Annotated in this window: 27 protein-coding genes; 13 read left to right on the forward strand and 14 right to left on the reverse strand. The window is 67.2% G+C overall.

Features of this window, described 5'->3' with window-relative positions; genetic code table 11:
- The first annotated feature begins 271 nt into the window (after positions 1-271).
- The 3 genes from Q0480_RS00935 (at position 272) to Q0480_RS00945 (ending at position 2930) form a co-directional block, all read left to right on the forward strand.
- The gene (locus tag Q0480_RS00935) at positions 272-1084 is read left to right on the forward strand and encodes a transglutaminase family protein (protein ID WP_299129762.1); all 813 of its coding nucleotides are present in this window, start codon (positions 272-274) and stop codon (positions 1082-1084) included.
- A 237-nt stretch (positions 1085-1321) separates the two neighbouring features.
- Entirely contained in the window at positions 1322-2182 is an 861-nt protein-coding gene (locus tag Q0480_RS00940; protein WP_299129764.1) for an N-acetylmuramidase domain-containing protein, read from the forward strand.
- Between the two features lies 1 nt (position 2183).
- On the forward strand, positions 2184-2930 hold the full coding sequence (locus tag Q0480_RS00945; protein ID WP_299129765.1) for a hypothetical protein: 747 nt from the start codon (positions 2184-2186) through the stop codon (positions 2928-2930).
- A gap of 35 nt (positions 2931-2965) precedes the next feature.
- Here Q0480_RS00945 and Q0480_RS00950 read toward each other — a convergent pair whose 3' ends face one another.
- Both Q0480_RS00950 and Q0480_RS00955 read right to left on the reverse strand, forming a co-directional pair.
- Positions 2966-3397 (reverse strand): hypothetical protein, encoded by a 432-nt coding sequence (locus Q0480_RS00950; protein WP_299129767.1) that lies wholly within the window; start codon positions 3395-3397, stop codon positions 2966-2968.
- Complete coding sequence (locus Q0480_RS00955) at positions 3394-5361, reverse strand: protein meaA (RefSeq protein ID WP_299129768.1); 1968 nt, start codon at positions 5359-5361, stop codon at positions 3394-3396. The genes Q0480_RS00950 and Q0480_RS00955 overlap by 4 nt, the downstream gene beginning before the upstream one ends.
- Before the next feature lie 257 nt (positions 5362-5618).
- On the opposite strand from Q0480_RS00955, the gene ccrA reads away from it, so the two are divergent.
- The 5 genes from ccrA (at position 5619) to Q0480_RS00980 (ending at position 10306) form a co-directional block, all read left to right on the forward strand.
- Positions 5619-6911, forward strand: coding sequence for a crotonyl-CoA carboxylase/reductase (gene ccrA / locus Q0480_RS00960; protein ID WP_299129770.1), 1293 nt, complete (start codon positions 5619-5621; stop codon positions 6909-6911).
- A 206-nt stretch (positions 6912-7117) separates the two neighbouring features.
- Complete coding sequence (locus Q0480_RS00965; protein ID WP_299129771.1) at positions 7118-7330, forward strand: hypothetical protein; 213 nt, start codon at positions 7118-7120, stop codon at positions 7328-7330.
- Positions 7272-8009: a LuxR family transcriptional regulator gene (locus Q0480_RS00970; protein WP_299129773.1), complete on the forward strand. Its 738-nt coding sequence runs from the start codon at positions 7272-7274 to the stop codon at positions 8007-8009. The genes Q0480_RS00965 and Q0480_RS00970 overlap by 59 nt, the downstream gene beginning before the upstream one ends.
- Positions 8010-8083: 74 nt before the next feature.
- A complete protein-coding gene (locus tag Q0480_RS00975; protein ID WP_299129775.1) occupies positions 8084-8716 on the forward strand; it encodes an acyl-homoserine-lactone synthase in 633 nt (210 codons plus the stop codon).
- A gap of 75 nt (positions 8717-8791) precedes the next feature.
- Entirely contained in the window at positions 8792-10306 is a 1515-nt protein-coding gene (locus Q0480_RS00980; RefSeq protein ID WP_299129776.1) for an AAA family ATPase, read from the forward strand.
- A 4-nt stretch (positions 10307-10310) separates the two neighbouring features.
- Here Q0480_RS00980 and Q0480_RS00985 read toward each other — a convergent pair whose 3' ends face one another.
- The 10 genes from Q0480_RS00985 to Q0480_RS01030 form a co-directional block, all read right to left on the reverse strand.
- A complete protein-coding gene (locus Q0480_RS00985) occupies positions 10311-11078 on the reverse strand; it encodes a TIGR02186 family protein (protein ID WP_299129778.1) in 768 nt (255 codons plus the stop codon).
- 1 nt (position 11079) lies between these two features.
- Positions 11080-11991, reverse strand: a complete 912-nt coding sequence (locus Q0480_RS00990; RefSeq protein ID WP_299129780.1) for a sulfite exporter TauE/SafE family protein — start codon at positions 11989-11991, stop codon at positions 11080-11082.
- A gap of 104 nt (positions 11992-12095) precedes the next feature.
- The gene (locus Q0480_RS00995) at positions 12096-12917 is read right to left on the reverse strand and encodes a purine-nucleoside phosphorylase (RefSeq protein ID WP_299129782.1); all 822 of its coding nucleotides are present in this window, start codon (positions 12915-12917) and stop codon (positions 12096-12098) included.
- Positions 12901-13866 (reverse strand): ABC transporter permease, encoded by a 966-nt coding sequence (locus Q0480_RS01000; RefSeq protein WP_299129785.1) that lies wholly within the window; start codon positions 13864-13866, stop codon positions 12901-12903. The genes Q0480_RS00995 and Q0480_RS01000 overlap by 17 nt, the downstream gene beginning before the upstream one ends.
- Positions 13866-14960, reverse strand: coding sequence for an ABC transporter permease (locus Q0480_RS01005; protein WP_299129788.1), 1095 nt, complete (start codon positions 14958-14960; stop codon positions 13866-13868). The genes Q0480_RS01000 and Q0480_RS01005 overlap by 1 nt, the downstream gene beginning before the upstream one ends.
- Entirely contained in the window at positions 14957-16537 is a 1581-nt protein-coding gene (locus Q0480_RS01010) for an ABC transporter ATP-binding protein (protein WP_299129790.1), read from the reverse strand. Before Q0480_RS01010 ends, Q0480_RS01005 begins: the two co-directional genes overlap by 4 nt.
- A 2-nt stretch (positions 16538-16539) precedes the next feature.
- Positions 16540-17541 carry a BMP family ABC transporter substrate-binding protein gene (locus tag Q0480_RS01015; RefSeq protein WP_299129792.1) on the reverse strand — a complete coding sequence of 334 codons (1002 nt, stop codon included), beginning with the start codon at positions 17539-17541 and terminating at the stop codon, positions 16540-16542.
- Positions 17542-17638: 97 nt separating this feature from the next.
- On the reverse strand, positions 17639-18109 hold the full coding sequence (locus Q0480_RS01020; RefSeq protein WP_299129794.1) for a GNAT family N-acetyltransferase: 471 nt from the start codon (positions 18107-18109) through the stop codon (positions 17639-17641).
- The gene (gene tsaB / locus Q0480_RS01025) at positions 18099-18731 is read right to left on the reverse strand and encodes a tRNA (adenosine(37)-N6)-threonylcarbamoyltransferase complex dimerization subunit type 1 TsaB (protein ID WP_299129796.1); all 633 of its coding nucleotides are present in this window, start codon (positions 18729-18731) and stop codon (positions 18099-18101) included. The genes Q0480_RS01020 and tsaB overlap by 11 nt, the downstream gene beginning before the upstream one ends.
- Positions 18721-19281, reverse strand: coding sequence for a NifU family protein (locus Q0480_RS01030; RefSeq protein ID WP_299129797.1), 561 nt, complete (start codon positions 19279-19281; stop codon positions 18721-18723). The genes tsaB and Q0480_RS01030 overlap by 11 nt, the downstream gene beginning before the upstream one ends.
- A gap of 201 nt (positions 19282-19482) precedes the next feature.
- On the opposite strand from Q0480_RS01030, the gene Q0480_RS01035 reads away from it, so the two are divergent.
- Both Q0480_RS01035 and Q0480_RS01040 read left to right on the forward strand, forming a co-directional pair.
- Positions 19483-19635, forward strand: coding sequence for an aa3-type cytochrome c oxidase subunit IV (locus Q0480_RS01035; protein WP_299129799.1), 153 nt, complete (start codon positions 19483-19485; stop codon positions 19633-19635).
- Positions 19636-19657: 22 nt separating this feature from the next.
- Positions 19658-20260 (forward strand): hypothetical protein, encoded by a 603-nt coding sequence (locus Q0480_RS01040; RefSeq protein WP_299129801.1) that lies wholly within the window; start codon positions 19658-19660, stop codon positions 20258-20260.
- Positions 20261-20284: 24 nt separating this feature from the next.
- On the opposite strand, the gene Q0480_RS01045 is transcribed toward Q0480_RS01040, so the two are convergent.
- Positions 20285-20989 (reverse strand): sulfotransferase, encoded by a 705-nt coding sequence (locus Q0480_RS01045; RefSeq protein ID WP_299129802.1) that lies wholly within the window; start codon positions 20987-20989, stop codon positions 20285-20287.
- A 188-nt stretch (positions 20990-21177) separates the two neighbouring features.
- Positions 21178-21384 carry a 30S ribosomal protein S21 gene (gene rpsU / locus Q0480_RS01050; protein WP_299129804.1) on the reverse strand — a complete coding sequence of 69 codons (207 nt, stop codon included), beginning with the start codon at positions 21382-21384 and terminating at the stop codon, positions 21178-21180.
- Between the two features lie 149 nt (positions 21385-21533).
- Here rpsU and Q0480_RS01055 point away from each other — a divergent pair, with 149 nt between their 5' ends.
- From Q0480_RS01055 to Q0480_RS01065, 3 genes are read left to right on the forward strand one after another with little or no spacing between them, the layout of a single operon-like run.
- Positions 21534-22259, forward strand: coding sequence for a COQ9 family protein (locus Q0480_RS01055; RefSeq protein ID WP_299129805.1), 726 nt, complete (start codon positions 21534-21536; stop codon positions 22257-22259).
- Between the two features lie 25 nt (positions 22260-22284).
- Positions 22285-22449 carry a hypothetical protein gene (locus tag Q0480_RS01060; protein WP_299129807.1) on the forward strand — a complete coding sequence of 55 codons (165 nt, stop codon included), beginning with the start codon at positions 22285-22287 and terminating at the stop codon, positions 22447-22449.
- A gap of 6 nt (positions 22450-22455) precedes the next feature.
- Positions 22456-23454, forward strand: a complete 999-nt coding sequence (locus Q0480_RS01065) for an NAD(P)H-quinone oxidoreductase (RefSeq protein ID WP_299129808.1) — start codon at positions 22456-22458, stop codon at positions 23452-23454.
- Positions 23455-23511 lie beyond the last annotated feature (57 nt).

The raw sequence follows: 23511 nt of genomic DNA on the forward strand, positions 1-23511 counted from the left end.
CGAGATACATTGGCGTGACTGGAGTTCAGACGTGTGCTCTTCCGATCTGCTGTCGTTGCTTCAACGCGCGCGGGTGCCATCGGTCGCGGCGCCCGGGCGGGGGCGTCACACCGCCCGAAGCCAATATAGGGCTTCACCTCCGCGCCGCAACGGGCCCTTGCGCGACCCGTCCGGCCGTTATGCGGTGGCGGTCGGAGGCCGGGAGCCTTAGTCTGGCGCGTCGCGGCGAGTCAGGAGCCCGCCTTTTCTCCCGTTGTCAGAAGGTACGCAGATGCAGATCAGACTGGGTTGCGAGCTGGACTTCGATTTCCCGAAGCCGACACCGATGATCGTTCTGCTCAACGTCCATTACACGCGGTTCGCGGATCTTCGCAGTCCCGATCACCTGCGGACCGATCCGGCGGTGCCGATCCAGAGCTATCGCGACTCCTTTGGCAACTGGTGCTGCCGTCTGGTGGCGCCGCGAGGGTCTTTCAGGCTCGGCACGGATGCGACCCTGCGCGACAATGGACAGCCCGATCCGGTCGGCCTCGACGCCGAACAGCACGCGGTCGAGGATCTGCCGTCCGATGCGTTGCAGTTCCTGCTCGGCTCCCGCTATTGCGAGACCGACCGGCTGTCGGCCGAAGCCTGGCGGCTGTTCGAGCATACCCCGCCGGGCTGGGCACGGGTGCAGGCGATCTGCGATTTCGTCAATGGCCACATCACTTTCGGCTACGAAAATTCCCGGCCGACGCGCACCGCCTTCGAGGCCTACAACGAGCGGGTCGGGGTATGCCGCGATTTCGCGCATCTGGCGGTGACGTTCTGCCGCTGCATGAATATCCCGACGCGCTACTGCACCGGCTACATCAGCGACATCAATCTGCCGCCGCCCCATGCCGAGATGGATTTCGCCGCCTGGATGGAGGTCTATCTCGGCGGGCGCTGGTGGACCTTCGATCCGCGCAACAACGCGCCGCGTTGGGGGCGGGTGCTGATCGCGCAGGGCCGCGACGCGGCGGATGTTCCCCTGACCCACACCTTCGGCCCCGGCACCCTCACCGGCTTCAAGGTCTGGACGGATGAAGTCGCTCCCGCGTAGGGTCGCCAAGCAATTGATGCTCGCAACGCGGATGCCGCCTATGCGGTCCTAGACGTTGCACGACAAGACCGTGGCGCGAATCGGGCCTCTCAAGTAATATTCTCGACGTTTCATTGTTCACGTTCCGCGTCCGTTTGGCCGCATCGCATTCATTGATCACGGTGTGTGCCATTTTCGGCAAACCCATTGTCATGCCCGCGCGACTCCCTCTTCGCCGCGGGCCGAGGGAGGTTACATATGCCTGTTAGCAGAGCCCTTACGGAGACCGACTACCAGGAGGCCGCGCGTGATCTCGGGGTCGAGGTCGCTGTCCTGCGCGCTGTGACCTCGGTCGAGGCGCGCGGCCGCGGCTTCATCGAGGGCGGCGACCTGCCGATCATCCTGTTCGAAGGCCACCATTTCCACCGGCTGACCGGCGGGCGCTATGACAAGGATTTTCCGAGCATCTCCTATCCCCGCTGGGACCGGAGCAAGTACAAGGGCGGGCGCGGCGAATACGATCGCCTGTGCCAGGCGATCAAGATCCATGACTCGAAACCCGAGCCGGCGCTGATGTCGACGTCATGGGGCCTGTTCCAGATCATGGGCTTCAACCATGCCAAGGTCGGCTACGGTTCGGTCGTCGATTTCGTCAATGCCATGGCCGACAGCGAGCGCGCCCAGCTGCGGGCCTTCGTCGCCTTCATCCGCGCCATTGGCCTCGCCGACGAGTTGCGCAAGCAGGACTGGGCGGCCTTCGCCCACGCCTACAATGGCGCTGGCTACCGCGCCAACAAGTACGACACCAAGCTCGCCGCCGCCTTCGCCCGCGAGCGGTCCCGGCGTCAGGATGACATGGCCGGCCTCGCGCCCGACACCGAACGCGGCGAGGCCGTGGCGCTTCAGGTCGCGCTCAACGCGGCGCTGGGCGACGCCCTGCCCGAGAAGCTCACCACGGATGGCTGGATCGGCGAGAAGACCGCCTTCGCGACCCGCCTGTTCCAGCGGACGAATGGCCTCAACGAGACCGGCGAGGCGGATCCCCTCACCCGTGCCGCCCTCGGTCTCGGTCTCGAGGTTCCGGACATACAGAACGCCGACAGGAAGGATGCAGCCTGACATGCCCGTGCCCCTCTTGATGTCCGCCGCCCTCGCCATCGCCGGCGAGTTCTTTCCTGACCTCGTCGGCGCGCTGCGCCGTCCCGGCGGCCGGGCGCTCGCCGCGACGGTGGTCGAGGCGGCCGCCACGGCGGCCGGCGTCTCGCCGTCCAGCGACCCCGGGCAGATCATCGCCCGGGTCAAGGAGAACCCGAAGGCCGCCGACGATCTGCGGCTGGAGCTGGAGCAGATCAACACCGACAAGGAGATCTATCTCGCCGAGATCGGCGACCGCGACCATGCGCGCGCCAACGAGATCGCCCGCGGCGAGGACGGCCGCCGACGCGGCGACTGGATGATCGCCGCCGTGGCGATCGGCCTCGCCTTCTGCATCTACGCGGCGATCCGGGGCATGACCCCAGGCCCGCAGGGTCAGCAGACGCTCGATGCGGGCGTCCTCGCCCTCATCACCACCGTCGCCGGCGCGCTGCTCAAGATGTTGAGCGACGCTTTCTCCTACGAGTTCGGCAGCTCACGTGGCTCCAAGGACAAGACCGACGACATCCTCGCCATCGGCCGGACGAACCAGCAGGCGACCGCCCGCGCCGTGCAGAGCGCCCAGACTCAGGCGACGGCCGCCGCGGCGCGCGTGTTTCACGCCACGACCAACGCGGTTACGACCGGCGCCGCGGCGGCCACCGTCGCGGCGGAGGCGGTCGCAGCCAAGCCCCGCGATTTCGTCGGTCAACTGGTGCGCGGCGAAATCTGACCGACAACGGCCGGTCCGGGCGTTCCGGGCCGGTCCTATTTCTTGGTGACGTCCATCGTCTGGCGGTCGATGACCCAATGCGCGCTGCCGGTCGGACAGCAGCGCGGATCGTCGGGACGCGGCATGGTGGTGACGAGCTCGATCCGATCGGCGAGGAAGCGCGCCTCGCGCGGCTCGGTTCCGAAGAGGATGGGCTGACCCTCCAGCGTCGTCTTTCCGCCCGAGACGGCGAAAAGCCCGCTCGCGCTGTCGAAATTGCCGGCCGCGCCGGGGATCGGGAAGAACACGACCGCCAGCGCCTCGTCACCCTTCGGGCTCGGCAGCCAGACGAAGTCGAAATAGTCGGTGGCGCCCAATTCCTCCGCGATGCGCGCCTCGGTTTCCGGCGGCAATCCTTCCGCGAGCCCGGCGAGCGGCGCGAGACCCAAGGCCGCGACGAGGGCCGCCGCGCGAACCGACACGCTCACGCGGCGGCCCGGCCGGCGCCGCCGACCAGTGCGACGATGTCGAGCATGATCCGGTTCAGGTCGAAGTCCTTCGGCGTATAGATCCGTGCCACGCCGAAGCCCTTCAACTGCTCGGCGTCGGCGTCGGGAATGATGCCGCCCACCACCACCGGCACGTCGTCCAGGCCGGCGGCGCGCATCCGCTCCAGTACCTCCTCGACCAGCGGCAGGTGGCTGCCCGACAGGATCGACAGACCGATCACATGCGCCGATTCCTCAAGCGCGGCGTTGACGATCTGGGCCGGGGTGAGGCGGATGCCCTCGTAGACCACCTCCATGCCGCAGTCGCGGGCACGGACGGCGATCTGCTCGGCGCCGTTGGAATGGCCGTCGAGGCCGGGCTTGCCGACCAGGAACTTGATGCGCCGCCCGAGGCCGCCGCTCGCGGCTTCGACCGCCGCGCGGATCTCGGCGAGATTGCCGGTGGCGGCGGAGGCGGCCTTGCCGACTCCGGTGGGTGCGCGATATTCGCCGAAGACCTCGCGCATCACTCCGCACCATTCGCCGGTAGTGGCGCCGGCCTTGGCCGCGGCGATGGAGGCCGGCATGATGTTCTCGCCCGCCCGCGCGCTGGCCCGCAATGCGTCGAGCGCGGCGGTGACCTCGGCCGCGCCGCGGCTGTCCCGCCAGGCGCGGAGGCGGCCGATCTGCTCGGCCTCGACCGCCGGATCGACCACCATGATGCCGCCGTCGCCAGCGGTCAGCGGGCTCGCTTCGGCCTCGACATAGCGATTCACGCCGACGACGACCATCTCGCCCGCCTCGATGCGCCGCAGCCGGGCGGAGTTCGCGGTGACGAGCTGTGACTTCATGTAGTCGATGGCGGCGACGGCGCCGCCCATCTCGTCGATGCGCGCGAGCTCGGCCCGGGCGCCGTCCTTCAGCGCCTCGACCTTGGCATCGACCGCCGGGTTGCCGTCGAAGAGATCGTCGAACTCCAGCAGGTCCGTCTCGTAGGCCATGATCTGCTGCATCCTGAGCGACCATTGCTGGTCCCAGGGCCGGGGCAGACCCAGCGCCTCGTTCCAGGCGGGAAGCTGCACCGCGCGGGCACGGGCCTTCTTCGAGAGCGTCACCGCCAGCATCTCGATCAGGATGCGATAGACATTGTTCTCCGGCTGCTGCTCGGTCAGGCCGAGGCTGTTTACCTGAACGCCATACCGGAAGCGGCGGAGTGTCGGGTCGGCGACGCCGTAGCGGTCGCGGGCGATCTCGTCCCAGAGATCGACGAAGGCGCGCATCTTGCACATCTCGGTGACGAAGCGGATGCCGGCGTTGACGAAGAACGAGATCCGGCTGACGACTTCGGGGAAATCCTCGGCCGGAACCTGCGCCCGCACCTGATCGAGGACGGCGCAGGCGGTGGCGAGGGCGAAGGCCAGTTCCTGCTCCGGCGTCGCGCCCGCTTCCTGCAGGTGATAGGAACAGACGTTCATCGGGTTCCATTTCGGAACCGACGCGAAGCAATATTCCGCGACGTCGGCGATCAGCTTCAGGCTGGGGGCCGGCGGGAAGACATAGGTGCCGCGGCTGAGATATTCCTTGATGATGTCGTTCTGCACGGTGCCCTGCAGTTTCGCGACATCGGCGCCCTGTTCCTCGGCGACGGCGACATAGAGCGCCAGCAGCCAGGCGGCGGTGGCATTGATCGTCATGGAGGTGTTCATCGCCTCGAGCGGGATGTCGGCGAACAGGGCGCGCATGTCGCCGATATGGCTGACCGGGACGCCGACCTTGCCGACCTCGCCGCGGGCGAGCACATGGTCGCTGTCATAGCCGGTCTGGGTGGGCAGGTCGAAGGCGACGGAGAGGCCGGTCTGGCCGCGGGCGAGATTCTGGCGATAGAGCGCGTTCGACTTCTCGGCGGTGGAATGCCCGGCATAGGTCCTGAACAGCCATGGCTTGTCGCGTTTCGTCTCGCTCATCGTTTGTCGCCTGTTCGAATCATCCAAAATCGGGGATGAGGGTAGGAGCTTTTGCGCCGCGGCGCAAACGCCCGAAACATTGTTGCGCGTTCCTTTGGCCGCGAGCCTATAAACTTGCGCCAAGACCGGACCTTCCGAGGATTGGGAAACCGGTTGCACGGGCCTGTGGATAATGTAAAGGATCATCCGCGGCGAAAATCGTAATATTGTTGCGCGGCCATTTCGATGGACGCGGTCCAAACGAAAGGAATGCCTCCATGGCCCCTCTGGACGCCCCCGCCACGGCACCGACCTATGACGCGCCGCAAAAGGACCTCTACGAGGTCGGGGAGATCCCGCCCCTCGGCTTCGTGCCACCCAAGATGTACGCTTGGGCGATCCGCCGCGAACGCCACGGTGAGCCGGACCAGTCGTTCAAGATCGAGGTGGTGGACACGCCGAAGATCGACAGCCACGAGGTCCTGGTCTTCGTCATGGCCGCGGGCGTCAACTACAACGGCGTCTGGGCCGGTCTCGGCATTCCGATCTCGCCCTTCGACGTCCACAAGCAACCCTATCACATCGCCGGCTCCGACGCCGCGGGCATCGTCTGGGCGGTCGGCGACAAGGTGAAGCGGTGGAAGGTCGGCGACGAAGTCGTGATCCATTGCAACCAGGACGATGGCGACGACGAGCATTGCAACGGCGGCGATCCGATGTATTCGCCGAGCCAGCGCATCTGGGGCTACGAGACGCCGAACGGCAGCTTCGCGCAGTTCACCAATGTTCAGAGCCAGCAGGTCATGGCGCGACCGCGCCATCTGACCTGGGAAGAGGCCGCCTGCTACACGCTGACGCTGGCGACCGCGTACCGGATGCTGTTCGGCCATGCGCCACACGAGCTGCGGCCGGGGCAGAACGTGCTGGTCTGGGGTGCGTCGGGCGGGCTCGGGTCGTTTGCGATCCAGCTGATCAATACCGCGGGCGCCAATGCGATCGGCGTCATCTCGGAGGAGAACAAGCGGGACTTTGTCCTCAGCCTCGGTGCCAAGGGGGTCATAAACCGCAAGGACTTCAAATGCTGGGGCCAGATGCCCACGGTCAACAGCGCGGAGTACAAGGACTGGCTGAACGAGGCGCGCAAGTTCGGCAAGGCGATCTGGGACATCACCGGCAAGGGCGTCAGCGTCGACATGGTGTTCGAGCATCCGGGGGAATCCACCTTCCCGGTCTCGGTCCTCGTCGTGAAGAAGGGCGGCATGGTGGTGATCTGCGCCGGCACCACGGGCTATAATCTGACCATGGACGCGCGCTATCTCTGGATGAACCAGAAGCGCGTGCAGGGCAGCCATTTCGCCAACCTGCGGCAGGCCAGCGCCGCGAACCAGCTGATGCTGGAGCGCCGGCTCGATCCCTGCATGTCCGAGGTATTCCCCTGGGCCGAGATTCCCGGAGCCCATGTGAAGATGCGGAAGAACGAGCACAAGCCCGGCAACATGGCGGTGCTGGTCAGCGCGCCGCGCACCGGGCTCCGCACTTTCGCCGACACGATCGAGGCGAGCCTCTCCTGAGGTCCGATCTCCCTTGGCGATTCTGGCGGGAATCCTTCTCAACCATAGGAGGATTCCCGCCTAGGTTGCATCAAGTCCAGCATTTTCAATACTTTGAGGATGACGACCCTCACCATTTCTGGGGTATCAATATTAGCGAATTCACCGAGATAGCCTTGCATGCTATTAACCCTGTACGGAATTCATTCGTGCAGAGGGTTATTGAAATGAAGGCCTACTGGGTGATTGATATTCTGAAAGATATCAGGCAGTTTTCCGAGAAGAACGGAATGTTGGAGCTTGCTGAGCAGCTTGACGACGCGATCTTCATCGCGGCGAGTGAGATCGGCACGCACCTCAGGGTTGCGGGATTGACGGAAGGTGTCGCGGGACAATCTGGAACTCGTACTCGAGCGATTGCAGACAGCGACGTCTATTGACGCGCTTCAGGTCTGGGCGCACGAGCTGCGCGACCACCTGAAGGTTTCCCATATCGTCTACCACACGGTGAAGCAGAACGGCGAAAACGTTGGCGCCTTCACCTACGACATCGACTGGGTCCGGCGGTACATCGAGAAGAACTACAAGGCCATCGACCCGGTCGTGCTCGGCGCGGTGCGGCGCTTCCACCCGATCGACTGGAAGACGCTGGATTGGTCGAGCCAGCATGCACGCGCCTTCCTGCGCGAGGCGATCGCCGCCGGGGTCGGAAATCAAGGCTGGTCGATCCCGCTCTGGGGGCCGAACGGCGAATTCGCGATGTTCACGGTGAACCACAGGTGCGACGATACGGAATGGGCGCGGATCACGGCGGAGCGGGCGAAGGACTTCCTGCTGATCTCGCATCTCGTTCATCAGCAGGCGAAGCGGATCATCCAGCGCGAGGTGGCCGAACCGACGGCCGAACTCTCGCCTCGGGAACGCGAGGCGCTGACGCTGCTCAGTATCGGGCTCAGTCGGGCCGAAGTCGCGGATTCGCTGAAGATTTCCGAGAACACGCTGCGGGCCTATGTCGACTCCGCGCGGCACAAGCTCGGGGCGATGAACATCACCCACGCGGTCGCCGTGGCGCTTGCCCGCGGGGTGATCGGCCCTTCCGAGGCGTTGCCTAAATATTAATCGAGCGCACGGTCGGACATCGTTAACTGCGATTCCCTAATAAAGTACTCCTGACATAGAGACAGGAGCACTGAATGATCCGTTTTATTTACGCTGACAACCTTCGGAGCTTCCCCGTCCTTGCAGAAAGCATGTTTCGTGATCGGGCTGAGCAATTCAAGCATCGGCTTGGTTGGGACGTTACTGTAAATGAATACGGTTGGGAACGCGACGAATACGATGCGCTGAACCCGCTCTACGTCATTTGGGAAGGTCCGGACGGGCGCCACATGGGTTCGATGCGCACGCTGCCCACCCTCGGCCGCAACATGGTCGCAGAACATTTCCTGGATCTTACCGACGGCGTGACCATTGCCAGCCCCTTCATCTGGGAATGCACCCGCTTCTGCCTGTCGCCGAATGCCAAGCCTGGCGTGGCCGCCGGCCTGCTGCTCGCCGGCTGCGAAATGGGCCTGCGGTTCGGCCTCGAACAGTCGATCGGCGTGTTCGATGCGCGCATGCCGCGGATCTATGGCCGGATCGGCTGGATGCCCGATGTGATCGGCACGGCCGGCGAGGGCCGCGACGCGATCAGCGTCGGTATCTGGCACATCACCGAGGAAGCCCGCGCCGAGATCTCGGAACGCAGCGGCATCCCGCTCGATGTCGTCGCCGGCTGGTTCGACGCCTCCTTCAACTCGCGGCTGCCCGAGCAGCAGGTCGCCTGACCCCTCCGCCACGCTGGTCTCCGTCGCGCGCAGCCGCTACCAAAGGGCGGCGAGCGCGGGCGACGAAGGGGCCAGATGGAGTTTTCGGCGGATCAGGCGCGGGCGCGGGACAGGATCGCCGCCCTTCTGCGGGCGGCGGGCGTCGATCTCGACGAGGGCACGCTGCTGCCCGAGGGCACGGAGCCACGGGCGACGCTCGCGGTGCTCGGCAAGGCCGGATCGGGCAAGACCATGCTGCTGGCCGCCTTGGTGCGCGGCCTGATCGCCGCCGGGGTCGAGCCGATCTCGGCCGACTACGAAAGCCGGCGGAACCGGTCGCGGCGGACGCTCGCGGTGCTGGCCCCGACCAACAAGGCGGCGAGCGTGCTGCGCCAGCGCGGTGTTCCGGCGACCACGATCCACCGCATCCTCTATACCCCGCTCTACCATCCCGACTACGAGGCGATCGCCGAATGGCTGACCGGCAAGGCCGAGCGGCCGGCGGTCGAGGGCCTGACCGAGGCCGCGCTCGACCGGGCGCTCGCCTTCTATGCCACCCACGCCTCGATTCCGGGCGCGCTGGCGAGCGCGGGCCTGCGGGGCTCGGACTTCATCAAGGGCTGGAAGCGCCGCGACGAGCCGCTCGACATCGGCCTCGTCGATGAAGCCTCGATGCTTGATGCCAAGCAGTTCGCCGATCTTCGCGAGCTGTTCGGCACGCTGGTCATCTTTGGCGATCCGGCGCAGCTCGCACCGGTAGGCGGCTCGGACGGCATGGTGTTCGACGCCATGCCCGAGGAGGCGAAGCTTCATCTCGCGCGGGTGCATCGGCAGGCGGCGGACAATCCGATCCTCGATCTCGCCCACGCGCTCGGCGACCCCGACCTCGACTTTCCCGGCTTCGAGCGCCTGCTGCGCGAGGCGGCGGCGCGCGACGATCGGGTGGTGGTCGCGCAGCGGGCGGACGCGGATGCGATGGCGCGCGCTCCGGCGCTGGTCTGGCGCAACGCGACGCGGGTGCGGTTGATCCAGGGGTTCCGCTCGGTGCATGGCGCGCCGGAGGACGCGCTGCTGCCGGGAGAGCCGCTGGTCTGCGACGGGATCGAGCTGCCGCTGAAGCATCGCAAGAAGCGGATGGATCTGGAGGCGCGCGGGCTCATCAAGGGCACGCAAGCGATCTATCTCGGCCCGGGGCGGCGTCCCGGCTTCAGTCGCCTGCATCTGCCGGGCGCGGAGGATCCCGATCTGAGCGTCGCCAGCATCATCCAGATCGAGGCGCCGGGGCGCGAGGAGCCCTTCATCCCGACGGCGGCCAGCATGGGCGTGGTGTTCCTGCATGGCGCGGCGGTGACGATCCACAAGGCCCAAGGCTCGCAATGGCCGGAGACGCAGGTCTTCGCGCCCGATCTCTACGCGGCGGCGCATTCGGGCCGGGTAGAGTCGGGCGTACCGCTCTGGAAGCGGCTCGCCTACGTCGCGATCACCCGCGCCGAGGAACGGCTGATCTGGGTGACGCGCTACGCGATCTCCCGACCCATCGCCCCGCTCGGCACCGCCGATCTGGAGCGCCCCGCGCCGACGCTGCGGCTGGAGGCCGAGGTCGCCGAATGACGCCCTACCGCTTGGCGAGGCGGAAGGCGGTATTGGCGGTCCAGCCGGCGAAGAGGGCGAGGGCGACGGCGAGCAGACCATAGAGAAACGGCTCATGCCGCGAGAGGTTGAACAGCCAGCGCTCGATCCCGGCCTTGTAGACCCGCACGGTCGTTCCGCCGGTGCTGATCACCGTCCGGTCGCGCACCAGGAAGAACTCGGCGGCGTAGTCGCCCTCGACAAGATTCGACGGCATGTTGAACCGGGCCTGGAACAGCGTCTCCTCGGCGAGATCGACGCCCTCGTCATCCTCGGAATAGAGGCCGCGTTCCTTGCGCAAGCGCACCACCGCCTGGGTAAAGCTGTCCGTATCCGGGATCAGCAGATTGCCCTCGACCCGCCGGACAGCCTGGTCCATGCCGATCCCGTGGCGCAGTTGCTCGGTCTCGGTCAGCAGTTCGTCGATCGGGCCGGTGCTGGCGATGGCGTAGAAGCTCGGCGCGTCGCGGATGCGCACGGTTTCGGTATTGAGCCAGATTCCGAGGCGGCGGTCCTTGCGCCGTACGGTCACCAGCCGCTCCGGCCCTTTCAGCGTGATGACGATGCCGAGCGGCGGCATGTCTTCGGGGATTGGCGCGTCGCGGCGCACGGCGCCGAAGACGAAGATCTCCGACCCGTCGTAGTTCGCGGTCAGCGCGATGCTCTCGGTGCTGATGCCGGTGACGACGCTTTCCTGCGCCCGCGCGAGGGACGCGAGAAACAGCGCGAGAAGCAGGATGAGGACCGGCCGCACCTCAGCCCGCCGCGATGGAATAGAGCTCGGACGGCTCGATCACGAGATCGAGGAACAGCCGCAGGCAGACGAGCAGCACGACGCTTGCGAGCAGGATCCGCAATTGCTCCGCCCGCAGCCGCGCCGCGAAGGCGACACCGATCTGCGCGCCGATCACGCCGCCGATCAGCAGGATGAGCGCCAGCACGATATCGACGGACTTGTTCTCGACCGCCTGCAGGATGGTGGTGAAGCTGGTGACGAACAGGAACTGGAAGACCGAGGTTCCGACGACGACCTTGGTCGGCATGCCGATGATATAGATCATCGCCGGCACCATGACGAAGCCGCCGCCGACCCCCATCACGGCGGCGAGGACGCCGACGATCGCGCCGATGGCGAAGGGCGGGATGGCGCTGACATAGAGGTTCGAGGTGCGGAACCGCATCTTGAGCGGCAATCCGTGCGCCCAGGTATGGCGACGCCGGGGTGCCAGCGCGGCGTTCGGATCCTTGGCCCGGCGCAGGGCGCGCAGGCTCTCGTTGAACATCAGGCTGCCGATCACCCCGAGCATCAGCACATAGAGCAGGCTGATCACCAGTTCGAACTGCCCGGCCTTGCGCAGGGCGGTGAAGACGGCGACCCCGATCCAGGAGCCGATGACGCCGCCGACCAGCAGCACGAAGCCCATCTTGAAATCGACGGTCTTGCGTTTCACATGCGCGAGCAGGGCGGAGAAGGAAGATCCGGCGATCTGGTTCGCCGCCGAAGCCACCGCCACCGCGGGCGGGATGCCGATGAAGAAGAGGAGCGGCGTCAGGATGAAGCCGCCGCCCACGCCGAACATGCCGGACAACACCCCCACCATCGCTCCGATGCCGAGGAGCAGGAACGCGTCCACGGACACCTCGGCGATGGGAAGATAGATCTGCATGATGAACCTGAGCCGGCCTCAGGGTCAGGCTTAGCGGTTCCCGCCGCGGGTTTCACCTGCAAAGTCGGTCAACCGCCCGGTTCGCGGCGCGTTCCCGCGGCGGATCAGGTCGCGGCCGACCCGAGCGCGCGCAGATAGCCGCGCAGCACCCGCTCGAGCTTGGCCGCGCCGAGCGGGGCCATGGCCTTGGTATGTTCGTGGCTCAGCACCTCGGCGCTCATGCCGGCGGCCATGTTGGTGATCGTCGAGATCGCGGCGCAGCGCATCCCGAGGAAGCGGGCGAGGATCACCTCCGGTACCGTCGACATGCCGACCGCGTCGGAGCCGAGCAGATGGAGCGCCCGGATCTCGGCCGGCGTCTCGAAGCTGGGCCCCGAGTACCAGGCATAGACCCCGTCGAGGAGCGGAACACCCGCCGCCGCCGCCGCCGCGCCCAGCGCGACGCGCATCGCGGGATCGTAGGCATCGACCATATTCACGAATCGCGCGTCCGTCGGCTCGCCGATCAGCGGATTGCGCCCCGAGAAATTGATATGGTCGCGGATCAGCATCAGCTCGCCCGGCGGGATGTCGGGCCGGAAGGATCCCGCCGCGTTGGTCAGGATCAGCTCTTTCGCCCCGAGATCGCGCAGCGCCTCCAATGGCGCGCGCATCACCCCGGCGTCGCCCTTCTCGTAGTAGTGCGCGCGGCCGCCGAGCACGGCGACGCGCACGCCTTCGAGATCGCCGACCACGAGCTTCGGATTGTGGCCCGAGACGCCCGCGTGCGGAAAGCCGGGCAGGTCGGCATAGTCGATGGCGACGCCGTCCACCGCCTCGGCGAGATGGCCGAGGCCGGAGCCGAGGATCAGGCCGATCCTGACCGGCGCGTCGCCCACCCGGGCGCGGATGCTCTCGGCCAATCCCATTTCAGCGTTCCTTGACATAGGGTCGGCCTCCGGCCTTCGGCGGGATCGCCTTGCCGACAAAGCCGGCGAGGATGACCACGGTCAGGATATAGGGCAGGGCCTGCATGAACTGCACCGGGACGGTAAAGTCGCCGATGGATATGCCCTGGTAGCGGATGCCCACGGCCTCGAGCAGGCCGAACAGCAGGCAGGCGCCGAGCGCCGGCCAGGGGCGCCATTTGGCGAAGATGAGCGCGGCCAGCGCGATGAAGCCCTTGCCGGCCGTCATGTCGCGGACAAAGCCGGCCGACATGCCGGTCGAGAGATAGGCGCCGGCGATGCCGCAGAGCACGCCGCAGATGATCACGGCGGCGTAGCGCTGGCGCGTCACCGAGACGCCGGCGGTATCGACCGCGCCCGGATTTTCGCCCACCGCGCGCAGGCGCAGGCCGAAGCGGGTGCGGAACAGCACCCACCAGGTCAGCGGCACCGTGAGGAGCGCGACATAGACGAGGATATTGTTGCCGGAAATCAGGTGCTGATAGATCGGGCCGATCACCGGCACGCGGCCGATGCTTTCGGCGAAGGGCAGGGTGACTGGATTGAACCGCTGCGCTCCGGAGAGCTGCGGGGTCTGGCCGCCCATCTTGAACCAGTTCTGGCCGACGAGCGCGGTGAGGCCGGAGGCGAGGAAATTGATCGCGACGCCCGAGATGAGCTGGTTGCCCTTCAGCGTGATCGAGGCGAGGCCATGGATCGCCGCCAGCGCCAGTGAGGCGCCGATCCCGGCGACGAGCCCGATCCAGGCCGAGCCGCTGACCGCCGATACCGCCCCGGCGAGGAAGGCCGCGGCCAGCATCTTGCCCTCGAGCCCGATGTCGAATACGCCCGCCCGCTCGGAATAGAGCCCGGCGAGGCAGGCGAGCAGTAGCGGCGTCGCCAGGCGCAGGCTCGATCCCGCGATCTGAAGGATTGTGGCGAAATCCATCAGCCGCCTCCGCCCAGCCGCGCGAACATCCGCTCCACCGGCACCCGCGTCAGGTTTTCCAGCGCGCCGGTGAACAGGATGACCAGTGCCTGGATCACCACGATCATCTCGCGGCTGATGCTCGGCATCTCGAAGGCTAGCTCGGCGCCGCCCTGGTAGAGGATGCCGAACAGGATCGCGGCGAGCACGACCCCCACCGGATGCGACCGTCCCATCAGCGCGACGGCGATGCCGACGAAACCGGCGCCGCCCACATAGTCGAGCACCAGCCGGTGCTGGTAGCCCATCACCACGTTCAGGGCCATCATCCCCGACATGGCGCCGGAGATCAGCATGACGACGATGGTGATCCGCACCGGGTCGATGCCGGCATAGACCGCCGCCGGCTCGGAAAAGCCGAAGGCGCGCAACTCGTAGCCGAGCCGGGTCCGCCAGATCAGCGCCCAGGTCAGGAACGCCGCCAGCAGAGCGAGCAGCGAGGTCAGGTTCATTGGCGTGCGCGATACCTTGATCCCGACCGCCGCCAGCATTTCATGCACGAAGGGCAGATGCGCGCCCGCCGCGAAGTTGCGGGATTCGGGCGCCATCGACCCCGGCACCTTCAGCACATTGACCAGCAGATAGACGACCAGCGCCGAGGCGATGAAATTGAACATGATCGTGGTGATGACCACGTGGCTGCCGCGTTTCGCCTGCAGATAGCCGGGAACGAAGGCCCAGGCGGCGCCGAACAGGCCGGCGCCGAGGATCGCCAGCGGCAGCGTCAGCAGCCAGTGCGTGTGGTCGAGCGTCAGGCAGACCAGCGTCACGCCGATGCCGCCGAGCGCGGCCTGCCCCTCGCCGCCGATATTGAACAGGCTCGCGTGAAAGGCGATGGCGACCGCCAGTCCGGTGAAGACGAAGGTGGTCGCGTAATAGAGCGTGAAGCCGATGCCGTAGGATGAGCCGAGCGAACCGGTGATCAGGATTCGCACCGCCCGGATCGGATCCTCGCCGATGAACAGCACGACCAGCCCGGCGAAGAAGAAGGCGAGCAGCAGGTTGATCGCCGGGATCAGCGCGAGGTCGGCCCAGCGGGGCAGCGTCGCCTTCACGCCGCGCCCCGCGCCGTCGGGTCGATGCCGGCCATCAGCAGTCCAAGCTCCCGTTCGTCCGTGGTGCCGGCCGCGCGCTCGCCCGAGATGCGGCCGTCGAACATGACGAGGATCCGGTCGCTGAGCGCCTGAATCTCGTCGAGTTCCACCGAAACGAGGATCAGCGCCTTGCGCCGGTCGCGCAGCGCGACGAGCTGCTGGTGGATGAACTCGATCGCACCGATATCGACGCCCCGGGTCGGCTGGCCGACGAGCAGCACATGCGGGTCACGCTCGATCTCGCGTGCCAGCACGATCTTCTGCTGGTTGCCGCCGGAGAAATTCGCGGTCTTCAGATCGCAGCTCGGCGGACGGATGTCGAACCGCTCGATCCCTTCGCGGGCGAGGTCGCGGATCGCGGCGCGGTTGAGCGTGGTCAACGGCCCGCCGAACCGCGCCTCGTACTGATAGCCGAAGAAGGAATTTTCCCATTGCGCGAACGGCATGACGAGGCCGCGGCGATGGCGGTCCTCCGGCACATGGGCGATGCCCAGCACGCGGCGGTCGTCGGCATTGGTCGTGTGGCGGAGGTCGAGCGGCCTGCCCTTGAACAGCACTTCGCCGCTTGTCGCGGCGCGCATGCCGGCCAGAATTTCCAGCAGCTCGGACTGGCCGTTGCCGGCCACGCCGGCGATGCCGAGGATCTCGCCCTCGCGCACCGAGAAGCTGACCGAGCGCAGCCGCTCCACGCCCTGCGCGTCGACGAGGCGCAGGTTCCGCACGTCGAGCGTCACCGGCCCGGGAGTCGCCGCCGCCTTTTCCACGCGCAGCAGAACGCGCCGGCCGACCATGAGTTCGGCGAGCTCGGCCGGGCTGGTCTCGGCGGTGGTCAGCGTGCGGACCATCTCGCCCCGGCGCATGACGCTGACCGCGTCGGTGATCGCCATGATCTCGCGGAGCTTGTGGGTGATGAGGATGATCGTCTTGCCCTGCTCGCGCAGGAAGCCGAGGATCCGGAACAGATGATCCGCCTCGGCCGGGGTCAGCACGCCGGTCGGCTCGTCGAGGATCAGGATATCGGCCTGGCGATAGAGCGCCTTCAGGATCTCCACCCGCTGCTGCAATCCGACCGACAGATCGCCGACCACCGCGTCGGGATCGACCTCGAGCTCGTATTCGGTTTCGAGCCGCGTCAGTTCGGCCCGCGCCTTGCTGATCGAAGGGCCGAGCAGCGGTCCGTCCTCGGTGCCGAGGATGATGTTCTCGAGCACGGTGAAGGGTTCGACCAGCATGAAATGCTGGTGGACCATGCCGATACCGGCGCGGATCGCCGCCTGGCTGTCGGTGATCGACGCCGGCGCGCCATTCACGCGGATCTCGCCGGCGTCGGCCGTGTAGAAGCCGTAGAGGATCGACATCAGTGTCGATTTGCCGGCGCCGTTCTCGCCGACGATGCCGTGGATCGTGCCCCGCTGGACGGTGAGGTGAATGTCCCTGTTGGCCTGAACGGGGCCGAAGCTCTTGGAAATGCCGATCAGTTCGATCGCGGGGGCGGCGTCCGTCCGTTCCTCCGCGGCAAGGCTCGCGGCGCTTGCCACGCCTATTTGACCGGGCAGGCGCCGTCGGAGGTATAGTCGTGGACGACGATCTCGCCCGACATGATCTTGGCCTTGGCCACGTCCGTGGCCGCCGTCATCTCCGGGGTGATCAACGCCTTGTTGTTGTCATCGACCGCGAAGCCAACGCCGTCCTCCGCGAGGCCCATCACCTGGATGCCCGGGGTGAAGGCGCCCTTGTTGACATCCATCATCGTCGCGTAGGTCGCGAGATCGACCCGCTTCAGCATCGAGGTGAGTATCTGGCCGGGATGCAGGTAGTTCTGGTTCGAATCGACGCCGATGCCCAGCGCGCCCGCGTCCACCGTCGCCTGCAGCACGCCGATGCCGGTGCCGCCGGCGGCGTGGTAGATGACGTCGGCGCCGCGGTCGATCTGGCTCTTGGCCAACTCGCCGCCGCGTACCGGGTCGTTCCAGGCGGCGCCGGTGGTGCCGGTCATGTTCTGGAACACCTCGGCGTTCGGATTGGCCGCCTTCACGCCCTGCACGTAGCCGCAGGCGAATTTCTGGATCAGCGGGATATCCATGCCGCCGACGAAGCCGACCTTGCCGGTTTTCGAGGCCATCGCCGCCAGCATGCCGACGAGATAGCTGCCCTCGTGCTCGTTGAAGACGATCGAGCGGACGTTCGGCTGTTCGACCACCATGTCGATGATGGCGAAGTCCGTGTCGGGGAAGTCCGGCGCCACCGCCTCCAGCGCCGAGGCGCTGGCGAAGCCGACGGAGATCACCGGATTGTAGCCTTGCTCGGCGAAGCGCCGGATCGCCTGTTCGCGCTGGGCGTCCGACTGCAATTCGAACTCATGATAGGCGATGCCGGTCTCGGCCTTGAACCGCTCTGCGCCCTCGAAGGCGGCCTGGTTGAAGGACCGGTCGAACTTGCCACCGAGATCGAAGATCACCGCCGGGTCCGCGGTCTGGGCCAGCAGGCCGGACGTCGACATCAGGAGGGCGGCCGCCGCCGCGAAGGGTCTAGCCAGATACATCGTGATCTCCCGCAGGATATACTTTGACAGCCGTCGTGGTGCCGAGCCGCCCCGGCCGGCACCCGCCAGCGAAACCAGTGATATCAGGCAGTAAGTCTCATGGGGCGAGGCTGGTCAATCGGCTTTTCCCGATCAGGGCCGACCGCGCCGGGCCGAGATTCTTGCGCAGCACCAGCGCGTCGATGGGGGGGAGGGGCGCGCGGAAATAGTAGCGCGGACGCACGCCCGCCCGCCGATAGTCGAGCCCGGCATAGAGCGCCAGCGCGGCCGCGTTGTTCGCCGCGACTTCGAGGAACATCTCCTCGGCGCCCTTGTCCCGCGCCCGGTCCTCAAGTTCGCGCAGCAGCGCCCGCCCCAGTCCCCGACGCCGCCGCTCCGGATGCACGGCGAGCGTCAGAAGCGTCGCCTCCGGTCCGGCGAACTGGCCGAGCGCGAATCCGGCTGGGGCCGCGGCGACGAGCTGGGTCGAGGGCAGGGCGAGGAGGTCGGCGAATTCCCCCGCCGTCCAGGGCCGCGGCGTATCGATGAACACGCGGGCGTGGAGATCGGCCAGCGCCTCAGGCGTCATCGAGAATCATCGTCTCCGGCTCGCTCGCCGGCGCGGCGTCGGCCCGCCGCAGATAAAGCGGCGCCGGCCGGGTGTCGTCGCCGATCCGCGTCGCGGCTACCCGGGCGATCGGGATCGGATCGACGCCGGTATCCTCCGGGCCGGCGATCGCCCCGGCCGCCCGGGCAAGCTCGCCGGCCTGAAACCCGAGACAAAGGACGCCCGGGCCGGGGGTCAGCTCACGCGCCGCGCCATCCTCAAAGCCCTGGGTAAAGAGACCGCCGCGCGGATCCTCCAGCGTCACCAGCACGGCGCCGGGATGGCCGAAGGCCAGCGCCTCGAACCGGTTCACGCCGATGGCCGGCACCCCGAGGGCGAGGGCGAGGCCGCGCGCCGCCGCGACCGCGATGCGCAGTCCGGTGAAGTTGCCGGGGCCGACCCCGACCGCGAGCGCGTCGAGGTCCGCCCAGGACGCGCCGCCTTCGGCGAGCACTTCCTCCAGCATGGTCAGCAGGCGTTCGGCCTGGCCGCGGGCCATCGCCTCGCGGCGCGTCGCGCGGATCCGGTCGCCCTGAACCAAAGCGGCCGCGCAATGCGCGGCCGATGTATCGAAGGCGAGAAGCAGTAGCGGGTCAGATCGCAACCGGCCGTACCTCGGTCACCTCGGGGATATAGTGGCGCAGCAGGTTCTCGATCCCCATCTTCAGCGTCATGGTCGAGGACGGGCAGCCGGCGCAGGCGCCCTGCATGTGCAGATAGACGACGCCGCGATCGAAGCCGTGAAACGTGATGTCGCCGCCGTCCTGCGCCACGGCCGGGCGGACGCGGGTGTCGAGCAACTCCTTGATCTGGATGACGATCTCCTCGTCCGGGCCGGAATGGGTCGCGTGATCGACCGCGCCGTCGGCGCCGCTCATCACCGGCTGGTCGGACTGGAAATGCTCCATGATCGCACCGAGGATACCCGGCTTGATATGCGCCCAGTCGGCGTCGTCGGATTTGGTGACGGTCACGAAATCCGGCCCGAAGAACACGCCGGAGACCCCACCCGCGCCAAAGATGCGGCGGGCGAGCGGCGAGGTCACCGCCGCCTCCTCGGACGGGAAGTCGGCGGTGCCGGCCGCGAGCACCGCGAGCCCGGGCAGGAACTTCAGGGTCGCCGGATTGGGCGTGGATTCGGTCTGGATGAACATGGAGAGCCTCCGTTCGCTGTCCGCTAGATGCGCCTGTTGAGCGAATAAGTCAAGATAACTGGAACGTTTCTAAACTGTTTCCATTCCGCCGCGGCCGCCAGAGCGGGACGCGATTTGCCGCTGACACCGCCCGCGGGCTTGGGTAGTCTGCCGAGCCAAGGCGCCCGGACGGCGCGGATCGGGAAACGAGGAGACGCGAGCATGGCCGAACATACCGGCGCGGGGGACTACAAGCACGGCGAAATGGATATCGCGGCGCATCAGAAGACCTTCGCCGGCTTCATCCGCTTCTGGATCTTCGTGTTCGGGGGCGCCATCTGCATCCTGATCTTCCTCGCCTTGTTCAATTCCTGATCCGCGCGCGACAAACCGTCCCATGCGCAGGATTCCGCGGTCGCTGCTGGCCGTTCTCGCACTCGTGATGCTGGCGGGCTGCGAGATGTATACGCCCGCCGCGCCCGAGGAGATCGCGCGGGCGCGCTATGTCAGCGACGAGCCGCCATCGATCACGCTGATCTCGATGGTGAATGCCGCGAGTGGTCGCTCGGCGCATTCGGGGCTGCTGATCAACGGCTCGCAACAGGTGCTCTATGATCCGGCCGGCACCTTCACCCATCCCGACCTGCCTCGCGCGGGGGATATCCACTACGGCATGACGCCGCGTTTCGTGGACTATTACGAGCGCTACCATGCCCGCTTCGACTATTTCGTCGAGATCCAGCGGGTGCCGGTGACGCGCGAGCAGGCCGATCAGGTCTATGCCAACGCCGTCGCCCGCGGCCAGAGCTTCAAGATGGAATGCGCCCTGACCACGGCCAGCGTCCTGCAACCGGTCGCGCCCTTCGCGCAGGTTGGCACCACGGTCTTTCCGGAATCGCTGCGTCAGGACTTCGCCGCCATGCCCGGCGTCGTCACCAGCCACGTCTATGATTCAGACGTCGGCCAGAACAAGGTCTGGGAGGAGGGCGGCGGCGCCTGATCTCCACCGCCCTTCGCGGCGGGCTCATACGTACCCGAAGTATGCCAGCATTTGTCGGGCCTCGTCCTCATCGAAGAGCGCGAGGTCCTCAGGGCCGAGCAGATCGCGCCATGAGCCTCGACCATCGAAGATCGGCTGATTGATCTGCCAGTTGCGCAGCAGCGCGTGCTGGACACCGTCCTCGCCGGTGCCGCGCCGCAGTTCCGGCACGCCGAACCAAAGCCGCTCGGTCTCATGGAAACGCAGCATCTCGGACGCGAAATCGAACCCGGTGAATTCGCAGATCCCGCGAAGCGCGCCTTCCGGATCGGCGATCAGATCCTCGTAGCGCAAGACGAACACGTCCGGCGCCCCCTCCTCGGCCCGCACCAGGCGATTGTCGGCCAGCCACCGTCTCGCTCCGATCTCAGCCGATCCCTTGCGGCGAATGAAGGAAGCGGCCACGTCTCGGCCATCGCGGACCATCAGGATGAATCGCGCATCGGGCACCAGCCGCCGGATGAGGGAAATCCGCCTGACGTGGCGCGGGGTCTTCTCGGCGAAATGCTTGAGCTTGCTGGCGCGCGCCTCGGCGCGGAGCGCCTTCCACCTCGATCGCGCCTCGGCGCGGACGAGGAAACAATTCGTTTCGATCAGCGGGATGTAGAGCGCCGGGTGGCTTGCGAACATGTTTGCAAGCAGGGACGTGCCGCTGTGACCGCAACCGCAGATGAAGGAATAGCTGCGCATCGATCCTTGGCTCACCTTTCAGGCTGGACGAAATCGGGTCACGAGGCGAGATGGTGGCGGTCGGAATGACGGCGGTCGGAATGGCGGCGGCCGGACGCGAGAACGCCCAACAAAAAATCCCGAAGCCGGGCTCCGGGATTTTCGTTGCGCGGAACCCACGCGGGACTTGGTCGACAACGGTCGAAAGCTCAGAGACCGCCTTCGCGCTGCAATTTCTTGCGCGCCAGCTTGCGCGCGCGGCGCACGGCCTCGGCCTTTTCACGGGCCTTCTTGACGGACGGCTTCTCGAAATGCTGCTTCAGCTTCATCTCGCGAAACACGCCTTCGCGCTGCAGCTTTTTCTTGAGCGCTCGCAATGCCTGATCGACATTGTTGTCACGAACCATCACCTGCACGGGTAGTCACCACCTTCCAGTCAAGAGTTTCGAAATTCGGCAGGAGGGCGCTATATACGCAAAGACCGCCAGCCTGTCCACCGGCGGAGCCAAAAAAACTGACAGCCAGCAGCGGGCCGAGACAAGGCCGAACAGCGGAGCGAAATGTGATGACCGACGCGACCGACGGCCCCGAGGACAGCACCGACCTCGCCGCGACGGCCAAGGCGGTCATCGCCGCGGCGCTGCCGCATGTCGCCTTCGACGGCTGGAGCGACAAGACCCTCGCCTACGCGGTCGAGGACGCGGGCGTCGATCCCGGCGTCTCGCGCCTCGCCTTTCCGCGCGGCGGCGTCGATCTGGCACTGGCCTATCACCACGACCGCGACGCCGCGCTGGCCGCGCGTCTCGCCGAGGCGAACCTCCTCGACCTGCGGTTCCGCGACCGCGTCGCCCTTGCCATCGTGACGAGGCTGGAGCTCGTCGCCGATGAGCGCGAGGCGGTGCGCCGGGGCGTCGCGTTCTTCGCCCTGCCGGTCCACGCGGCCGATGGCGCGCACGCGATCTGGCACACCGCGGACACGATCTGGTCCGCGCTCGGCGATACCAGCCGGGATTTCAACTGGTACACCAAGCGCACCACCCTCTCGGCGGTCTATTCCTCGGCGCTGCTCTATTGGCTCGGCGACACCACGCCCGACTTCCAGGCGACGCGCGACTTCGTCCAACGTCGCATCGACAATGTGATGCGGTTCGAGGAAGTGAAGGCGCGGGTCGCCCGCAATCCGATCGCAGCCGCGATGATGAAGGGCCCCCAGCGTCTGCTTGACCATGTCAAGGCGCCCGGGGATACTCCGCCCCCGGATCTGCCCGGCTCGTGGCGGCGCAAGACCTGACGCGACGGGCCTTGGGAGGGGCGGCATGGCGCTCGACAAGACGATCTCGACCTGGTTCAGGCGCGCCTGGCACAAGGACAACCGGCCGATCCTCGGCGCCGCCGGCCACGGCGGCCGGCAGGACAGCCATTCCGGCGTCACCCGCGCCCCGGCGGCGTCTCATCGCCAAAGACGCAATGAAAAGGGGTAAGGCCGCGTGAGCTTGCCGGCCGAGATGACCGCGATCGAGATCGCCGAGCCCGGCGGTCCGGAGGTGCTGCGCCCGACGCGGCGCAAGACGCCGCGGCCGCTGGCGGGGGAAATCCTGATCGAGGTTCGCGTCGCCGGGGTGAACCGCCCCGACGCGCTGCAACGTGCCGGCGCCTACGCGCCGCCGCCCGGCGCGTCCGACCTGCCCGGCCTCGAATGCGCGGGCGTGGTGGTCGAGGTCGGCCCCGGCGGCTCGAAATGGGCGATCGGCGACGAGGTCTGCGCGCTGCTGCCCGGCGGGGGCTATGCCGAATACGCCGTGACGCATCAGGACCATGCGCTGCCGATCCCGAAGGGCCTCGGCATGATCGAGGCGGCGGCGCTGTGCGAGACCTTCTTCACGGTCTGGAGCAATGTCTTCATGCGCGGCGCCCTGCGCGCGGGTGAGAGCTTTCTGGTGCATGGCGGCTCCTCCGGCATCGGGACCACCGCGATCCAGCTGGCCGCGGCGCGCGGCGCGCGGGTCTTCGCCACCGCCGGCTCCGAGGAGAAGTGCCAGGCCTGCCGCGACCTCGGCGCCGAACTCGCGATCAACTACCGGTCGGAGGATTTCGTGAAACTGGCGCGCGCGGCGACCGGCGGCGCGGGTGTCGATCTCATCCTCGACATGGTCGGCGGCGACTATCTCGCGCGCGATGTCCGGGCGCTGGCACCGGACGGGCGGCTGGTGATGATCGCCTTTCTCGGCGGCGCCACGGCCGAGCTCAATTTCGCCCAGGTGATGACCAAGCGCCTGACGATCACCGGCTCCACCCTGCGGCCGCGATCCGTCGAGGCCAAGGCCGCGATCGCCGCCGATCTCGCCCGCGAGGTCTGGCCGCTGCTCGCCGCCGGGCGGATCGCGCCGGTGATGGACCGGACCTTCCCGCTCTCCGAGGCCGCCGCCGCCCATGCGCGCATGGAAAGCTCGGCCCATATCGGCAAGATCGTGCTCCGCGTTTCCTGATCGGCCGTCGGACCGGCTCGCGTCCGGTCGCCGCCGCCGTCGAACGCCGGGAGGGCG

The sequence above is a fragment of the uncultured Amaricoccus sp. genome, assembly GCF_937891315.1.
Lineage (GTDB): Bacteria > Pseudomonadota > Alphaproteobacteria > Rhodobacterales > Rhodobacteraceae > Amaricoccus.

Excerpts from the sequence above, each read along its gene's own strand:
- Q0480_RS00955 (WP_299129768.1), bottom strand. The coding sequence starts at position 5,361 with ATGAGCGAGACGAAACGCGACAAGCCATGGCTGTTCAGGACCTATGCC.
- Q0480_RS00980 (WP_299129776.1), top strand. The coding sequence starts at position 8,792 with ATGGAGTTTTCGGCGGATCAGGCGCGGGCGCGGGACAGGATCGCCGCC.
- Q0480_RS01040 (WP_299129801.1), top strand. The coding sequence starts at position 19,658 with ATGCGCAGGATTCCGCGGTCGCTGCTGGCCGTTCTCGCACTCGTGATG.
- Q0480_RS00975 (WP_299129775.1), top strand. The coding sequence starts at position 8,084 with ATGATCCGTTTTATTTACGCTGACAACCTTCGGAGCTTCCCCGTCCTT.
- Q0480_RS01020 (WP_299129794.1), bottom strand. The coding sequence starts at position 18,109 with ATGACGCCTGAGGCGCTGGCCGATCTCCACGCCCGCGTGTTCATCGAT.
- ccrA (WP_299129770.1), top strand. The coding sequence starts at position 5,619 with ATGGCCCCTCTGGACGCCCCCGCCACGGCACCGACCTATGACGCGCCG.
- Q0480_RS00965 (WP_299129771.1), top strand. The coding sequence starts at position 7,118 with ATGAAGGCCTACTGGGTGATTGATATTCTGAAAGATATCAGGCAGTTT.
- Q0480_RS01055 (WP_299129805.1), top strand. The coding sequence starts at position 21,534 with ATGACCGACGCGACCGACGGCCCCGAGGACAGCACCGACCTCGCCGCG.
- Q0480_RS01000 (WP_299129785.1), bottom strand. The coding sequence starts at position 13,866 with ATGGATTTCGCCACAATCCTTCAGATCGCGGGATCGAGCCTGCGCCTG.
- Q0480_RS00940 (WP_299129764.1), top strand. The coding sequence starts at position 1,322 with ATGCCTGTTAGCAGAGCCCTTACGGAGACCGACTACCAGGAGGCCGCG.
- Q0480_RS00945 (WP_299129765.1), top strand. The coding sequence starts at position 2,184 with ATGCCCGTGCCCCTCTTGATGTCCGCCGCCCTCGCCATCGCCGGCGAG.
- Q0480_RS01015 (WP_299129792.1), bottom strand. The coding sequence starts at position 17,541 with ATGTATCTGGCTAGACCCTTCGCGGCGGCGGCCGCCCTCCTGATGTCG.
- Q0480_RS01035 (WP_299129799.1), top strand. The coding sequence starts at position 19,483 with ATGGCCGAACATACCGGCGCGGGGGACTACAAGCACGGCGAAATGGAT.
- Q0480_RS00935 (WP_299129762.1), top strand. The coding sequence starts at position 272 with ATGCAGATCAGACTGGGTTGCGAGCTGGACTTCGATTTCCCGAAGCCG.
- Q0480_RS01045 (WP_299129802.1), bottom strand. The coding sequence starts at position 20,989 with ATGCGCAGCTATTCCTTCATCTGCGGTTGCGGTCACAGCGGCACGTCC.
- Q0480_RS00995 (WP_299129782.1), bottom strand. The coding sequence starts at position 12,917 with ATGTCAAGGAACGCTGAAATGGGATTGGCCGAGAGCATCCGCGCCCGG.
- Q0480_RS01030 (WP_299129797.1), bottom strand. The coding sequence starts at position 19,281 with ATGTTCATCCAGACCGAATCCACGCCCAATCCGGCGACCCTGAAGTTC.
- Q0480_RS01060 (WP_299129807.1), top strand. The coding sequence starts at position 22,285 with ATGGCGCTCGACAAGACGATCTCGACCTGGTTCAGGCGCGCCTGGCAC.
- Q0480_RS00990 (WP_299129780.1), bottom strand. The coding sequence starts at position 11,991 with ATGCAGATCTATCTTCCCATCGCCGAGGTGTCCGTGGACGCGTTCCTG.